This window comes from Pseudoteredinibacter isoporae, from assembly GCF_040372805.1.
GTDB classification, from domain to species: Bacteria; Pseudomonadota; Gammaproteobacteria; order Pseudomonadales; family Cellvibrionaceae; genus Pseudoteredinibacter; species Pseudoteredinibacter isoporae_A.
The window spans coordinates 599,165-612,968 of record NZ_BAABWJ010000001.1 but is presented as its reverse complement, the minus strand read 5'-3'; the positions used below and the strand labels follow the sequence as shown (position 1 = coordinate 612,968).

The window sequence follows — 13,804 nt, the reverse complement described above, 5'->3', positions numbered from 1 at the left end:
ATCTCGGCACGCAGAGCATGAATCGAGAAACGTCTAAAGTTAGATGTCAGAAAATTGAGTTTGTCGATGTTTATAGTATTCAACAACATCGGCCATCGCCTGTTCATCAAACGCTCTCAAGCCGGAAAGGACCATGCGTTTTTCACCCTGTCCCACTCGCTGTCCTTCACTCACGATATCAAAACCAAGAATAACGGTGCCGCGTTTTCCATCCACGAGCAGTTCGGATTCTGCGCCTACAAGTTCGGCTTCATTCAAATCCAGACGCTCCAGTTCCAGCTCGGCGCTTTCATAGATCACCAAGGGGCGAGCCGGATTGATCATCACGTTTTGTTCACGCATCAAAGGAACTAAAATATGTGGAAAGGTCAGGCCAGAGTATGCCACATAGGATTCGCTTAACTTGCTTATCAGTTCGGCGTTCTGGCTGTGTTCCCCAGCGGACGTTAACTTCAAATAGCATTTGTCGTTATCGCCGATCAGCTGGCTCTGCCCTTTTTCAGACGTTTGTAGGCTCAGTTGAATACCGTCTGTTACCATATCCGTAAAATCAACTTTCATGCGTTGACTCAAGCCGACTTTGGCGAGGCTGATGGCGAACAGCAGATCTCCAGGTACGCAAAATCGCTTGGCATCGATATCGTGAATCGGGTTGAAATCGTTTGCGACGCATTTGGCAAAACGGCTAGCTTGTTCCCGAGTAAAACTGAATTGATTTGCGTTTTCGGTACCCGGGGTGAAGTATTCCTGAATGTGCATATACTTTTATACTGTTGTTCAAAACCGATCATTATACACATTTAACCCTGCCGATTCTTGGGTGCTTAACGCCCATGCTCGGGAGCAGTTACCAAAGCGATGTTATGAATTCGAACTACGTTAGTCTGTTTAGCAATCTCAGTGTGGCCCTCGATACGCATAAGGCTTACTGGCAGAGCCATGCCTTTCGTGAGCCCGAGTTGCCGTGGCGCGCACAATTGCCCGACTTGCATGCGGCGCTGCTGGCCTTGGGGGATGAGAGCCTGCTTGAGCTTGAATCCGATGCTGGCGCTCTTCAGCGGTTTACCCAGGACTATGTGCCTGGACAGGACGCTTTACTCAAGATGCTTGAAGGTATTCCATCGTTGTTGCGTTCGCCGGATGAGATTCCAAGCGAGATGCGTTTCTTTGCCAAGCATATTCCGGGGCGCAAATGGCAGCAGATTCAGTACTTCTCTGCGCATACGGAGAGTCGAGGCAAGCGTTTTATTGATTGGTGTTGTGGCAAGGGGCATCTCGGGCGTTACATGGCTCGTAGCCGTGCTGCTGATGTTCTGGGTCTGGAGTGGGATCAGGTGTTGGTTGATGAGGGACGAGACCTGGCTCGAGATATGGTGGAAGGCACAATGGATCTACAGTGCTGTGATGTGCTTTCCCGCGAGACCGTTGACCATCTTGCTAGCAAAGACCATGTATTGGCTTTGCATGCCTGCGGTGATTTACATCGGCAATTGTTAACAACAGCCGTGCTCAAGCCTATGGCGGCCGTATCGATTGCGCCGTGCTGTTATCAGAAAACCCGCGCAGAGCGCTATGAGTTTCTATCTCGGCAGGGACAAGAGCAGGCACTGGCATTGCGTCGGCAGGATCTCCATACCATGGTGCAGGAAACGGTGACGGCACCTGGCGCTGTGCGCCGCCGTCGTATTCAGTTGCAACAATGGCGGCTGGGTTTCGACCTTCTGCAAAGGGAGTTACGGGGTGAAGATACCTATATGACAACACCTTCCTTGCCACAATCGGTTCTTAAATTGGGCTTTAAAGGGTTCTGTCGATTGTTGGCTGAGCGCCGAGGTTTGAGCTTGTCTGCCGAGCCTGACTGGGATCATTATGAAACACTGGGTGAACAACGCTTCGCCGAAGCTCGTCGCCTGGATGTGCTGAGGTTGAGTTATCGCAGGGCCCTTGAGGTGTTGGTGTTGCTCGATCAGTTGCTGTTTTTGCAAGAACATGGTTTCCAGGCGGAATTGCGAGAGTTTTGCCCTCGTGAATTAAGCCCGCGAAATTTATTGATCAATGCCTGGCGCGATTAAGCCCAGCTACAGGCGGTAAAAAATACTATAGTGCCAACTATTGAAAGTACTATGTTCGGGAGTGCGGAGTGAATCAAAATCGTTTTTGGAAGCAGGCCTTCAGTTTTGTCCTGTTGCTGTTGGTTTATGGCGTTTATCAATTCGGCAATAAACAGGCAGAATCAAGGCAGCCGGGTGAATACGACGACCTTGTCAGTTTGCAGCAAGCTGTCACGGCGAAGCGCAGTAAAGTCTGGTTTGATGAAACCCAATTTACGGTTTACAAGCTCCTGGCCGATGATACCAAAGGGAGCCGTCATCAGCGTTTTCTGGTGAGGCGCGAAGGGTTGCCCACCTTGCTGGTGGCTCACAATATCGATTTGGCCCCACGTGCCCCTTTGCGCCCCGGCCAAAGCTTGTATATAAAGGGTCGTTACGAGTGGAATCAGAAAGGTGGTGTGCTGCACTGGACACACCATGACCCGCGAGGAGTGCAGCCTGGAGGCTGGTTGCGTCTCGGGGAAGAAAAATATCAATAGTACGTCGTGTAGAGGATTGCAAACCCCATGCTTAAATCAATGATCAGCGCTTCACTCATGTTGGCTGCGGGCCTTTCCCAGGCGGCCGAGTTTCAGGTTAAGGAAGTAGCCAAGGATTTAAATCGCCCTTGGGGGATGAGTTTCATCAATGGCTATGAGGCTTTGATTACCGAGAAAGGGGGGACGGTTAAGCGCCTCGATCTGCGAACCGGAAGGCAATCCGATGTCAGCGGCCTGCCTGATGATATTTACGTATATGGCCAGGGCGGCTTGCTGGATGTGAATCTTCATAAGAATGGCTACGCGTATTTTACCTACAGCAAACGCAGTGAGCAGGCTGAAATGCACGGGCGCACGGCCTTGGCTCGTGCCAAGCTGGACGGAAATCGTTTGCTGGGTTGGGAAGATCTGTTGGTGACCGAATCCGATACCGATACGGGGCGTCACTACGGTAGCCGTGTGGTGTTTGATGGCAACGGCGCGGTGTATTTTGGTGTGGGCGACCGGGCCAAAAGGCAGCCAGCCCAAGACAATAGCAACCACATTGGAACCGTCTTGCGCGTCGACTTACAAGGCAAGGCTTTGGCGGGCAACCCCTTCTATGGTGACAAAAACATCAAGCCCGAAATTTACAGCTTTGGCCATCGTAACCCGCAGGGTTTGGCGTTTGACGCGGATGGACAGCTCTGGGAAATCGAGCATGGCCCGCGCGGTGGTGATGAAATCAATAAAATTGAGTTTGGTAAAAATTACGGCTGGCCAGTGGTGTCATTCGGGAAGGAGTATCGCGAAGACAAAATGGTGGGTGAAGCCACTCACAAGGACGGAATGCTGGATGCGGCGAAAGTGTTTGTGCCCAGTATTGCGCCAAGCAGCCTGATGATTTACTCGGGTAAAGTCTTTCCGGAATGGCGAGGTGACTTCTTCGCTGGGGCATTGGCACAAACTCATGTGAATCGATTGCGTTTGGGTGAGGATGGCAGCCTGCATGAGCAGGAGCGCCTGCTCGATGATGCAGGCGAGCGTATTCGTGATGTTAAGGAAGGACCGGAAGGCTTTATTTATCTGTTGACCGACTCTGGAAAAGTTCTGCAGATATCGCCTAAATAACCGGGGCGAACACGCTCCGGTTTGAGTGCGGGCGCAGCAATTGCGTCATGGCATCCATCGGAGCGTGAAACACCTCGTTGAGGCGTGGAACCTTAGAATTAATCACTACAAAATGTCTAGCTTTTAGTTCAAAAAAGATATATTCCTCCAAATTTGGGGAATTATTCCTGGCTTGCGAGCGTTTTTAGACAACTCTACCAAAACCCCCCTCCCTGGCCTCTATATTGGCAGGACTCTCTAGCTGGCTCGGTGCTAAGCTCTAAATACAATAATTGCAGCACTCTTTGCGTACTTTTCCGGTGTCGAAGGACAAACAAGGAAAAGGGCGTCAGCGAGTTTATGGAGGCGAAAATGAGTAGCGCAAGCGATGAGAAGCCCAATCTGATGCATCAGACTCGGTTTATCCAAGGGCACGATTTACCTATTCCTACCTTAAGCATATTGAACGCCGATGGCAGCATTCAAGCTGGTGCCGAAGTGCCCGAGCTGGATCAGGAAACGGCCATCAAAATCTACCGAAATATGGTGTATATCCGGGTTCTGGATGAGCGCATGATCAGCGCCCAGCGCCAAGGGCGTTTGAGTTTTTATTTGACCTGCTCCGGCGAAGAGGCGGCCGTTACGGGAACCGCTGCGGCGTTCACCATGAACGATATGATCATGGGGCAGTATCGCGAACAGGCCGCATTGCGTCTGCGTGGTTTCAGTACCGAGCAGTTTATGAATCAGTTGCTGAGCAATAAAGATGATCTGGGTAAAGGTCGTCAGATGCCGGTGCACTACGGTTCCAATGAACTCAATTACATGACCATCAGCTCGCCATTGGGCACTCAAATTCCCCAGGCAGCGGGCTATGCCTATGCGCAAAAGCTGCAAGGCAATGATGCGTGCACCCTATGCTATTTTGGTGAAGGGGCGGCCTCTGAAGGTGATTTCCACGCGGGTATGAACATGGCGGCGGTTTTGAACTGCCCGGTTGTCTTCGTCTGCCGCAACAATGGCTACGCGATTTCCACGCCTGCTGATGAGCAATTTAAAGGGGATGGTATCGCTGCTCGGGGTGTGGGTTACGGTATTAAAACCATTCGCGTTGATGGCAACGATATTCTGGCTGTATACAGTGCCTCACTGGTGGCGCGTCGCATCGCGATTGAAAACAATGAGCCCGTCCTGATTGAAACCATGAGCTACCGCCTTGGTGCACATTCTACATCCGATGATCCAAGTGGTTATCGCAGTAAGGATGAAGAAGACAAGTGGCGAGAGAAAGATCCCATTGAGCGTATGCAAAACTGGTTGCAAAGCAAAGGTTGGTGGGACGAAGATGAAGAAAAAACCATCCTTGAATCCTACCGCAAGGAAGTACTTGATACCCTTAAGCGTGTTGAGAAAAAAGACATGCCCGGTCTTGATGAGCTGATTAGCGATGTGTACGACACGCCACCCGTGCATTTGCAGAAACAGTTTGACGAGTTGAAAGAACATATCGCTAAATACCCCGAGAATTACCCGGTCGCCGGAGGTGCTAAACATGGCTAAGATGAATTTATTGCAGGCCATTAACAATGCCCTGGACACCGCCATGGCGGCTGACGACAGCATGATTTGCCTGGGTGAAGATGTGGGTAAATTTGGTGGCGTGTTTCGCGCGACCAGTCATCTGCAGGAAAAATACGGCAGAGCGCGCTGCTTCAACACACCTTTGACTGAGCAGGGCATTGCCGGCTTCGCTATCGGTATGGCGGCTCAGGGTTCAACAGCGGTTGCTGAAATTCAGTTCGCCGATTACATTTTTCCCGCCTTCGATCAGATCGTGAATGAAGCCGCTAAATTTCGTTACCGTTCCGGTAATGAATTTGACGTAGGCAGCTTGGTATTTCGCACACCTTACGGTGGCGGTATCGCCGGTGGTTTGTATCACTCACAGTCGCCGGAAGCGTATTTCTGTCACACCCCTGGCCTGAAAGTGTTGATGCCATCGAACCCTTACCAGGCGAAAGGTTTGTTGTTGTCGGCGATTCGTGATCCTAATCCAGTGTTGTTCTTCGAGCCGAAGCGTTTGTATCGCGCGGCGGAAGGCGATGTGCCAGAGGATGATTACGAGATTCCAATCGGCAAGGCCGAAGTGGTCCGCAGCGGCAGCGATATTACCTTGTTGGCTTGGGGCGCGCAGATGACAGAAATGTATAAAGCAGCCGATAAAGCAGCAGAAGAAGGCATTTCCTGTGAAGTGATCGACCTGCGTTCTTTGTTGCCTTGGGATGTCGAAACGGTTGCCAGCTCTGTTCGTAAGACCGGCCGCTTGTTGATCGCTCACGAAGCACCACACACCGGTGGCTTCGGTGGTGAGATTGCCGCAACCATCCAGCAAGAGTGTTTCCTGTCTCTGGAATCTCCAATTGCACGCGTTACCGGTATGGACACGCCATTCCCCCTGGCTCACGAAAAAGAATATTTGCCAGATTATCTAAAAGTCTACGAAGCCCTAGTGGCCAGCTTGAACTACTGAGGTGCTAAAGATGATTAAAGATTTTATTTTGCCTGACATTGGTGAAGGTATTGTCGAGTGTGAAGTCATCGAGTGGAAAGTGGCTGAAGGCGATATCATCGAAGAAGATCAGGTGGTTGCGGACGTCAGTACCGATAAAGCCATTGTTGAAATTCCTTCCATGTATACCGGCAAAGTCGTAAAACTGCACTATCAACAGGGTGATATTGCCAAAGTGCATAGCCCATTGTTTGCCATCGAGTTAGAGGGTGAAGAGGGTGATGATGCGCTTGCTTCAGAAAACACACAGACATCTGATGCTGTTGAAAGCGCGGCACCCGTTACAGCGGTACAAGACGCAAAGCCTGATGCTGTTGTCAGCTCTGGAAAAGTTCTGAGTACGCCTGCCGTTCGCAAGATTGCCCGGGAAAACGATCTCGATTTGGCTCTGGTGACCGGTACCGGGAAAAACGGCCGCGTCCTCAAGGAAGATGTGCTGAATTATCTTGACGGCAACAACGGCCAGCCCAATGTCATGGATTCTTCATCGAGCGCGGTCGTGAGTGCTGACATGGTCGACCGTGTTGAGCCTATTAAAGGTGTTCGTGCCGTTATGGGCGCGCGTATGGCAGAATCGGTTTCAACCATTCCGCACTTTACCTACGCTGAAGAATTTGATGTGACCGAGCTGATCAAGTTGCGTTTGAAGCTAAAAGCCATGTACGCCAGCGATGATCTGAAAATCACCATGATGCCACTCTTTATCAAGGCGCTGTCCTTGGCCATTAAAGAGTTTCCGATCATGAACAGCCGAGTAAATGACGCGTTTACTGAGTTGACGTATTTAGCTGAACACAATATCGGTATGGCTGTGGATGGCAAAACCGGTTTATTGGTGCCGAATATTAAAAACGTTCAGAGCTTGAGTCTATTGGATGTGGCTGCCGAAGTTACTCGTCTCACGGCGGAAGCGCGCAGTGGCAAAATCAGCCCAGCTGATCTCAGTGCTGGCACCATTACCATTTCAAACGTTGGTGCTATCGGTGGAACGGTTGCGACGCCGATCATTAACAAACCGGAAGTGGCAATTGTCGCCCTTGGTCGAGTACAGGAGCTGCCACGATTCAATGCGAATGGTGAGGTGGAAGCCCGCCAGATCATGACCGTCAGCTGGTCCGGTGATCACCGTGTGATTGATGGTGGTACGATTTCCCGCTTCAATAATTTGTGGAAGCAATACCTGGAACAACCAGCCACAATGTTGGCCTCTATGGTGTAGCGAATGATCCAGGCTCGGAGCAGCTGTGTTATGCTGCCTCCGGGCCTGCAGATAGTCAAAACAAATCCATGAGCTTAATTGAAAGCGATCAGCTTCAGCATTTTTACATCAATGAAGAGCAATCTTTTTATTTGCTCTCCCATCGCGATGCTCAGAAACTCAAAGATTGGTTGAGCTTGTGTCAGCAGCAGCTAGAACGCCTTGGCTATCTGAATATTGAGTTGCTGGGAAAGGGCGCCTATGGTTTCGCATTTAGCGGGACGGCAGCCAACGGGCAAGAGTATGTGTTCAAATTTGCACGCATAACCTTGCCCACTTCTGTTCAGGAACGCCTGGAAGAAGAGGGCTATATGCTCTCCCAAGTGAAGCATTCCAATGTTCCGTCGTTTATCGAATTCACTCGAGTTCGCAGTCAGTCTATTCTAATGATGAGCCGAGCCCAAGGTGAAAACCTGGAAGATTATGCGCGTCAGCATGGTCGCCTTGGCATTAAACTGTTGCTCGGTATCGCCGAGCAAATGGTCGACATTTTGCAGCACTTACGAGACAGTGCAAAACACCGAGCGAAATCCGTATTGGTGCATGGCGACATTAAACCATCCAACTTGGTGTACGATCCAGATCGCCGTCAAGTCAGTTTGATTGATTGGGGTGCGGCGGTTTACGGGCAGCTCGATCATCAAGGGCAACACAGCAGCAGTGGAGGTTTGACGGCTCTCAGCTCAGACCTGCATCAAACCAATGCCAAGTTGGGTGACATTTATTTTATTGGCGAAGAGCAGTTGGAAGGTCAGCTGAGTTCTCCGCGCTTTGATGAGCAAGGTTTGGCTGGGACACTTTATGCCCTGGCGTCAGGACAAGGTAGCCGCTTTGGTAGTAAGGTGATTTCACCATTGTCATTGGGATTGCCGGAAGAGTTTGCAAGAACGCTCGCCAATATGATGTCTGATGATGCCCAGTTGCGCCGCGAAGCGGGAGACTATCTGTTTCGAAATATCCAACATATGTCGAAAGTGGCAGTGCACGAGCATGATCGCAATGAAAGTACACCGTTGTTACCGGTCTGGATCGCTCAAGAAGACCATGCAATTGAAACGGTGGTGTACAGTTCCCGCAAATCTTTTTTACGGCAAGAGGTGGATCGGGAAAAACTGGAAGATGTGAATGACGCTGAACTCGAGAAGTACTATAAAAATTACCTCTCTGGGATGGCCGATACGGAAAAAGCTTTTGTCACGGCCGTTGCGCATTTGAGTCATTACCCGATTGTTGGCGGTTTGGCTATGCACTGGGACGAAGACGGCATTAATATTGATTCCAGTTTAAAACTTTACGACCGCCGCATGGCTCCCGCTTTGTATTCGGCGGTGAATAATATTGTGCATCTGGGGCGAGCAATCAATAAACAGGGTGTTTTTAAAAGTTGTATTTTTGATGCCAAAAAAACCCTGCACATTGAACGTCTAAGTGTCGATGACGCCTTCGTGGCCAGTGGTGATATGCACATTGGTTTCGATGTCAGCGACGAGATCGTCCTGGAAGAAGAGAGCCGCCTGCATTCCTACTTCGAAGATGGCGATGACCCGGATGAGATGCTGCAGTTACCTGAGGAGATCATGGTCGTTCTTGCGCATATGAACAGCCTGCATCACACCGGTTGCATTATTTTTGAAAGTGTCGAGCTGGATTTGAAAATTCATAATTACTTGAATCTTCTGGATGCGAGTAAGGTGGAAGAGTTCCAACAGTGCCTGGATCAAATCCTGGAAAACATCCATTTAATCGATGGCTTGGGCGTGTCGGGCTTTATGAAGCTGCCTTACAAAGACACAAAGTTCTTTACCAAGCAAGATCAATTGCCTGTGCACTTTTACCAACACCCGTCCAAAACGCTGTCACAATAAATCTTTGATCTGTTGTCGTTCTTTAATCCATGCCAAAAGCTTTTGGGTGTTAGGAATTTGGATGGAGCGATACGCTTTATTGATCAAACCCAGCTGATTCAGTTCTTTTAACGAAGAAGAAACAACCATTCGGCTTACCCCGAGCTGTGATGCCAGTTCCTCCTGGCTTAGGCTGCGGACATCCAAACCGCCCGCTTCCCGATTTAACTCATGCAATAGCTTAGCGATTCTGACAGCCACCGGGAGTCGTTTGATATCGTCCATCACTTCCAGGCTCATATGCAGGCGGGTGGAAAGTGATTGCAACAGTTGCAGGGCGATTTCAGGTTGATTCATGATGGCTTTTTTCAGCTTTCCCGGGCTGACATAAGCCACTTTGCTCTCGCCACAGGCTTCTGCGGTATGGGTTCGGGGAAGTTTTGAAAAAATGGTAAATTCTCCAAAACTTTCGTTGGGTTTCAGCACCTTGCTTAAAAAATATCGCCCGTCAGTACCATAGTTGCCGACCTTGACGGACCCTTCCAGGACAATGCACAAACCAGCCTTGTATTCACCTCGGGCGAAAATCAGCTCGCCGTCAGCGTAGTGTCGAATACTGAGTAAGGGCTCCAGAAGAGTCATGCAATCTGCAGATAATGATCCGTTTATTTCGTGATGGTGCTTGGCTGTCATGTGAATGCAAATATCGTATAAATGTAAACTTATTTACATTTATACGATATTTATCATGCTATAACAAATGCCTTGATTACAGGAGATTGTCTTATGCGTGGCCCAAATCTAAAACGGACTCTGTTGATGCTGACCGTGGTCAGTGGATTGTCAGCGTGTGATTCCGGAACGAAATCGACCGAACCGCCGCATGCATCATTGTCTGAAGCCGGGCCCGCCAGTCAGTACACGATTGAGCATAATCGCCAGGTGGCCGAAGCCTTGCCGCTGGATCGTCAGACCGATTTTGATCAGGCCAATCAAGGCTTGATCGCCCGCGACGAAGTACTGGAAATCAAAGACGAATCGGGTCGAGTGATCTGGAATATGCAGGACTACGCTTTCATTCAAGGTGAAGCGCCAGATACCGTCAATCCCAGTTTATGGCGCCAGGCAAAACTGAATAATCTGCATGGTCTTTATGAGGTTACCGAGGGCATTTATCAGCTGCGGGGTTACGACCTTTCCAATATGACTCTGATCGAAGGGGAAAGCGGTTGGATTGTGGTTGATCCACTGACAACCAAAGAAACCGCTGAGGCGGCCTTAGCTTTTGCGCGTAAACATCTCGGAGAAAAACCAATCACCGGTTTGATCATGACACACAGTCATGTGGACCACTTTGGCGGTGCGTTGGCCGTACTGGATCCAGAGACCCAGGGCGATGTGCCGGTTGTGGCTCCGGAACATTTTATGGCTGAGGCGACCAGCGAAAATATTCTGGCTGGTCCGACGATGAAGCGCCGTGCCGTGTATATGTATGGTCGTGATCTTCCGAAGAGTTCGTATGGGCATGTTGACACCGGATTGGGTAAGGCTCCGGCATTCGGCACCGTGGGAATTGTGCCGCCCAATGTATTGATCTCGAAAACCGGTGAAACACACACCATTGATGGTGTGGAATTTCAGTTCCAGTATACGCCAAATTCTGAAGCACCGGCCGAGCTGACGTTTTATCTGCCGAAGCAGAACGCGTTTTGCGGTGCGGAGTTGTTGTCCCGAAATATGCACAACCTCTATACTTTGCGTGGTGCCAAAGTGCGCGATGCTTTGGCCTGGAGTGCGTATATTGAAGAGGCGCGTCAGCTCTTTAATCAGGCGGATATTTATTTCGCAAGTCACCATTGGCCGATCTGGGGGCAGGCATCCATCGATCGCTTTCTACGTGGACAGCGTGATACTTATAAGTACATTCATGATCAAACTCTTCGCTTAGCGTATAAGGGGCACACGCCAAACGAAATCTCGGATATGATTCGTTTGCCGGAATCGTTGGCTTTAGAGTTTTCGAATCGCGGCTACTATGGAACAACAAGCCACAACTCTAAGGCGGTCTACCAGGCGTATTTCGGTTGGTATGATGCGAACCCAGCGAATTTAAATCCCTTGCCTCCAGCAGCGGCATCGAAAAAATATGTGGAGGCCATTGGTGGTTCAGAGGTCGTTTTTCAAAAAGCACAGGCTGCATTTAAGAAAGGCGAATATCGTTGGGCGGTTGAGTTGTTGAATCATCTGGTGTTTGCGGGAGGTGGCGACAAGGCCAAGGACTTGCTATCACAAGCCTACACCCAATTAGGCTATCAGGCTGAATCGGGCCCCTGGCGAGATGTGTATTTGTCAGCAGCTCTGGAGCTGAAGCAAGGTGTTGGAAAAGATCTGATCAGCTTGGCTGCGGCGAAGGATTTGTTAAAACATGCTCCGGTTGAAAAGTTTTTCGATGCCATGGCTGCGCAATTAAACGGGCCCGAAGCTGAAGGCGAAAACATCAGTTTGAATGTTCACTTCAGTGATTTGAAGCAATCGTATCAATTGTGGATTGAAAATGCCGTCCTGCATCATCGCCCTTTGAATGAGATCGGTGAAGCCGATGCGACAATGCATATTTCTCACGATTTGTTTCTGGATGTCATTCTGGGTACGGCCAAGTTGAAAGACTTGTTGTTCTCTGATCAATTGTCATTGGAAGGCAGTCAGTTGGATGTGGTGACATTTTTCTCTCTGCTGGATAAAAGCGGCGAGCCCTTTGCCATTGTTGAGCCTTAATTTGTGGTTTAAGACTTGGTTGTTTTAAGGGCGTTTTAACTGATGAATAAAGCCGTTTGAGGCAATGGCGTAGTAGGTGCGTTTGGCACCGGCGAAGGCGACGTCTTGAATCGCGGCGCTGGTGGGTTTCCAAGCGTCACGTTTTAACACCTCCCATTCGGCCAGAGTTTTCATGGTTTTGGTGTCCCAAAGCTGAACTCTCTGGTCGGGACGTCCCACCAAAAGATAACGCCCACTGCTGGAAAAACGTGCGGCACTGAAGCGCAACCCGCGTTTGATTTTTTCCGCCGATAAAGGAATTTCCCCAATGGCCTTTCCGGTTTGGGTATTCCACACGACTGCTTTGTCGTATTTTGCGGCCGACAAGGCACGGTCTCCTTTTTGGCTCAAGCGAACCAGCTGAACATCTTCTTCATGTTGCATGCTCTGCATGCGTTTGCCGGAAGCAATGTTCCACAGTACCGAGTTGCGATCCTCTGAACCGGTTAGCGCCAGCTTGCCATCGGCACTGAGATCAACACTGCGCACACGACCGTTATGATTAAAGCGACGCTTTACCCCGCCGCGCTTGCTATCAAAAATAACGGCGCTGTGATCGGCCATACCAAGCAAGGCATACTCACCATTGGGAGCCAGGGCCATCGACAGCACTTCACCTGGGGCTGTCCAAAAGCGGAAGGCTTCACCGGTGTCGACTTTCCACAGCACCAGACTATGGGAATCGGTCGTCATGGCCCAATCGCCCTCAGGGGAAAACGCCGCAGCGACTAGGGTGCTTTTTTCTTTGCTGTGATTCCAGTCGAACAGGCGCTCTTCTTTCAACACCTGCCAGAGGCTTCCGCCGTGATTGATCGACCCAATTACCGCTCGGCTACCGTTGTGGGACAAGCGCCCCATGTGGCTGCCCTGTGCGGCAACTTCGATGCTTTTCTCGGGTTCGGGCAAGGGCTCGCAAGCCATTAAGCTAAACAGAGCGAGGGCAATAATCAGAGTGCTGAATACGGGACGCAGCATGGCAAATTCCTAGTTTTTAAGCCTATGCATACTGTAGCGGCCGATGCGCGGAAAAGTACAATATTCGGGAGGGGAATTGGGCCTCGCGGCCCAAGTTCAGATCAGGCCGCCTGCTCGCGGTGAGCCTCGTGCATAACGTTCACCATGCTATCCTCCACAAAGAAGCGTCTTTCCAGGCAGAGGCCGAGCTTGGATAAATCCTGAGGCAGATGCTCGAGATCGTCCAGTGAGGTATAGCGTTGATCAAAGTCCAGCACCAACTCGGTGCAGTTTTCGAGCTGCTGGTATAAGCGGTAACCCATCACGAGCGCTTCTTCGTCCTGGTAGCGCTTGGCTTCAGTTTGCAGCTGTTCGTAGATTTCAAAGTGACCTGCGGATACGTAATCCATCAAGCTTTGGCAAAAGCGACGCAGGCGAGCTTTTAATGCGGGACTGTCTTGATCGGCCAGGCGTTGGCACAGGGCGGAATATTCCACCAACAATTGTTTACGCGCTTCAAACCAACCATCCAGTGTGCGATTCACGCCACCCCAAAGTTCTTGTTGTGTCCTGCAATGCTCGAGCATATGTCACCTCTGCTTTTCATCTTTTTCTTTGCCATTCGCGACGGCTCACTTGGAATTGAATAGGGTGTTCAAGCGGCTTTCGAGATCGGCATTTTTTAA

Annotated in this window: 12 protein-coding genes; 8 read left to right on the top strand and 4 right to left on the bottom strand. The window is 50.2% G+C overall.

Annotated elements, in window-relative coordinates:
* Positions 1-39: 39 nt before the first annotated feature.
* Complete coding sequence (locus ABWW03_RS02780; protein ID WP_353406227.1) at positions 40-759, bottom strand: DUF3581 family protein; 720 nt, start codon at positions 757-759, stop codon at positions 40-42.
* Between the two features lie 104 nt (positions 760-863).
* Here ABWW03_RS02780 and ABWW03_RS02775 point away from each other — a divergent pair, with 104 nt between their 5' ends.
* The 7 genes from ABWW03_RS02775 to ABWW03_RS02745 all read left to right on the top strand — a co-directional run bounded on the left by ABWW03_RS02775 (position 864) and on the right by ABWW03_RS02745 (position 9,371).
* Positions 864-2,072 carry a methyltransferase gene (locus tag ABWW03_RS02775; protein WP_353406226.1) on the top strand — a complete coding sequence of 403 codons (1,209 nt, stop codon included), beginning with the start codon at positions 864-866 and terminating at the stop codon, positions 2,070-2,072.
* A gap of 68 nt (positions 2,073-2,140) precedes the next feature.
* The gene (locus ABWW03_RS02770; RefSeq protein ID WP_353406224.1) at positions 2,141-2,590 is read left to right on the top strand and encodes a DUF3465 domain-containing protein; all 450 of its coding nucleotides are present in this window, start codon (positions 2,141-2,143) and stop codon (positions 2,588-2,590) included.
* A gap of 27 nt (positions 2,591-2,617) precedes the next feature.
* Entirely contained in the window at positions 2,618-3,700 is a 1,083-nt protein-coding gene (locus ABWW03_RS02765) for a PQQ-dependent sugar dehydrogenase (RefSeq protein ID WP_353406223.1), read from the top strand.
* Between the two features lie 351 nt (positions 3,701-4,051).
* Positions 4,052-5,239, top strand: a complete 1,188-nt coding sequence (locus ABWW03_RS02760) for a thiamine pyrophosphate-dependent dehydrogenase E1 component subunit alpha (protein WP_353406222.1) — start codon at positions 4,052-4,054, stop codon at positions 5,237-5,239.
* Positions 5,232-6,209: an alpha-ketoacid dehydrogenase subunit beta gene (locus ABWW03_RS02755; protein WP_353406221.1), complete on the top strand. Its 978-nt coding sequence runs from the start codon at positions 5,232-5,234 to the stop codon at positions 6,207-6,209. The genes ABWW03_RS02760 and ABWW03_RS02755 overlap by 8 nt, the downstream gene beginning before the upstream one ends.
* Positions 6,210-6,219: 10 nt before the next feature.
* Positions 6,220-7,467, top strand: coding sequence for a 2-oxo acid dehydrogenase subunit E2 (locus tag ABWW03_RS02750; RefSeq protein WP_353406220.1), 1,248 nt, complete (start codon positions 6,220-6,222; stop codon positions 7,465-7,467).
* A gap of 68 nt (positions 7,468-7,535) precedes the next feature.
* The gene (locus ABWW03_RS02745) at positions 7,536-9,371 is read left to right on the top strand and encodes a serine/threonine protein kinase (protein ID WP_353406219.1); all 1,836 of its coding nucleotides are present in this window, start codon (positions 7,536-7,538) and stop codon (positions 9,369-9,371) included.
* Here the strand turns inward: ABWW03_RS02745 and ABWW03_RS02740 are convergent.
* Complete coding sequence (locus ABWW03_RS02740) at positions 9,363-9,992, bottom strand: Crp/Fnr family transcriptional regulator (RefSeq protein ID WP_353406218.1); 630 nt, start codon at positions 9,990-9,992, stop codon at positions 9,363-9,365. The two genes, ABWW03_RS02745 and ABWW03_RS02740, sit on opposite strands and share 9 nt — an antisense overlap.
* A 144-nt stretch (positions 9,993-10,136) precedes the next feature.
* Here ABWW03_RS02740 and ABWW03_RS02735 point away from each other — a divergent pair, with 144 nt between their 5' ends.
* Positions 10,137-12,125: an alkyl/aryl-sulfatase gene (locus ABWW03_RS02735; RefSeq protein WP_353406217.1), complete on the top strand. Its 1,989-nt coding sequence runs from the start codon at positions 10,137-10,139 to the stop codon at positions 12,123-12,125.
* A gap of 24 nt (positions 12,126-12,149) precedes the next feature.
* Here the strand turns inward: ABWW03_RS02735 and ABWW03_RS02730 are convergent, their stop codons facing one another.
* Together ABWW03_RS02730 and rsd are read right to left on the bottom strand one after the other, a co-directional pair.
* Complete coding sequence (locus ABWW03_RS02730) at positions 12,150-13,139, bottom strand: WD40 repeat domain-containing protein (RefSeq protein WP_353406216.1); 990 nt, start codon at positions 13,137-13,139, stop codon at positions 12,150-12,152.
* Positions 13,140-13,240: 101 nt separating this feature from the next.
* The gene (gene rsd / locus ABWW03_RS02725; protein WP_353406215.1) at positions 13,241-13,705 is read right to left on the bottom strand and encodes a sigma D regulator; all 465 of its coding nucleotides are present in this window, start codon (positions 13,703-13,705) and stop codon (positions 13,241-13,243) included.
* Between the last annotated feature and the right edge of the window lie 99 nt (positions 13,706-13,804).